Origin of the sequence: Fulvivirga kasyanovii, from assembly GCF_009711405.1 — a bacterium.
Classification (GTDB): Bacteria; Bacteroidota; Bacteroidia; order Cytophagales; family Cyclobacteriaceae; genus Fulvivirga; species Fulvivirga kasyanovii.
In genome coordinates, this window is record NZ_SMLW01000280.1 from 1,585 (window position 1) to 4,044 (window position 2,460).

General features: G+C 35.3%; 1 protein-coding gene. It reads right to left on the minus strand.

Features of this window, described 5'->3' with window-relative positions:
- Nucleotides 1-2,460, minus strand: a 2,460-nt coding sequence (locus E1163_RS01940) for an FG-GAP-like repeat-containing protein (RefSeq protein ID WP_155168912.1), incomplete at both ends; no start/stop codon positions are given.

The window sequence follows — 2,460 nt, forward strand, 5'->3', positions numbered from 1 at the left end:
CTGAATCCTTTCTATGCTACTAATTTTGGCACTCTTTTCAAAAGGCATTCTCTTTGCAAAAAGTAAACTCCCCTCTTGATTATAACCAAAGATTAATGACTGGTACCATTCATCTGGAGGTTTAATGAAAACGGAGTCACCAATAATTACCTCACTAGAATAATAAGTATTGGCCATTATTATATCTCCAGAAGAATTGACGGAAAAATTGTCTGAAGATATGGGCAAATTAGTAGAACTCTCAACACTTCCATCTTTGTTTAAAGTGGTCAAAAATGTTCCTTCTAAAATATATATTTTATCATTTTTGTACTTCGCATACCCATTAATTGCTCTATACCACAATAAATCTCCTTTTTTGTCCAATTTCGCAATAATCCTTTGGCTATTATAACCACTGGTAGAAATTGTAATAGTTGAATCCCCGATTGTAACATTCCCGGTAGTAAAAGAGTTTATGTAATAAAGGTTATCCTCACTATCAACAAATATATTATCACTGTAAGAGATCATACTTGCTTTATCATATGATACTATTTTACTCAGACCTACTGGTTCATTATCTGAGTTGTAGGTTATAATAAATCTATAGGATTCATCAGTTTCAATGGTTAAGTTTCCTACACTTAAATTACCTCTTGTTTTTCCTAGCACTAGATACTCATTATTTTGTGTTTTTGTAATGTCAAGACCCTCAGACCAATTTGAAGCTTCAGTAGGATCCCCCCAAATGAAATAAGGATTTGGTGAAGGTTGGTTAATTACGATTAAATCCACAAAGCCCATTTGGCTTTCACACCCATAATTACTGACTGCTTTGTAATAAACTCTTCTTGTATTCTCTACATATTCGAATATTTCGACACCGACTTTAAAGGGTTGTTCGTCGTCTATAGAATTATACCAATAAACATTTCCCGTGTTTGAGTCATAGTCAGTTTGAATGTGTAACTCCGTTGGACCATGCGTACTTGAAGCCTCACTTATGATATTAGGTATAGCCGGTATTCCCCGTTTTGTTGCCAGAACTTCAAACCTATTAATGGTCTTGCACCCTAATGTGTCAATTGCCTCAACATAGTAAATGGAATTTGCCCACATATTGCCTGTATATTGGCTTCCTTCATGAAATGGTTGTGTGTCCGAATTATTGTTATAATACCATTTGTATTGATACATCGAATCCAGTTGAATAGATACGGCTCCATAACTTCCATTACCACAATAAGAAACATTTATATCATCAAATACCGGATTATCGAATACCTCAATTAGCTTTTCGACTACATCAGATTGTCCACGTGTATTGGTTACTTTTAATTTCACATTGTATAAGCCTGACGTGGTAAATTTATGAGATGGGTTACGTTCAGTTGAATATGACCCATCTCCAAATGTCCAATACCACTCCACAATGTCCAGACCTCGGCTTGTTTGATTAAACTTTATCTCTTCAGACAAACAAGTTATTTCAGGTAAGGAAAAATCAGCTAAAATGCCTTCAAATTCTTCAATGCCTCCATACATAACTTTTACTGTGTGATCACCTAAATCTGAATAAATTACGTCTGCGACACCATCACCATTTAAGTCGCCAACTGCAAATGCATTGTCATTGGGTACTCTTAAGAATGCGGCCTCGTATGCTTTAAAATTTCCATTTCCTATATTCTCAAAATAGCCAATGCCATGTGGGTAACTCCGACCTGCAGTGACTAAATCATCGTCACCATCAGAGTCGAAGTCATACATTTCAATAGACACAAAACTTTGACCACCTGTTCCAAGTATTTTTTGCTTTTCAAACCCTGTACCAGTATTTTTTAAAACCACTAATCCCCTGTCATAGCTATCTTCAACAATAATATCAATCATCCCATCTCTATCGACATCAGAGGTTTCTACAAAAGACGAATGACCTGTTGACGCTTTTAACTCTTGATCATTCAGATGAAGCCATCCTCCACCATTGGAAATTACATCTATGTTTCCATCATTATTCATATCATCCAACGAAATAAAAGAGGAAAAACCATCTGACTCAACCAGTGCCTCTAAAGACCACCCGGAAACAGTCCCATTACTATAAGTTATTTTAGGACTATTATAGTCCCTGCCAATAGCCAAGTCATCATAGTTGTCGTCATTATAATCTAAGGTAACAAGAGAATTTGCATAGTCGATTGAAGAAACGATTGTATAAGGTCCTGAAAAATATTGACCTCCATTATTTTTCCACAGCAAGACAGAACTATGTTCATTTGACCATCGACTCGATGTTTTTATTACAGCTATATCTAAAAAATTGTCGTTGTTGTAATCAAGAATAATTACATCCTGCACAAAGATTTTGCTTAAGGGTAAAGCTCTAGTAGTGAAAGTACTATCGCCGTTATTAATGCCCCAATAAATTTCATCACCATTTGCAATAAAATCGTTAAGACCATCATTATTTAAGTC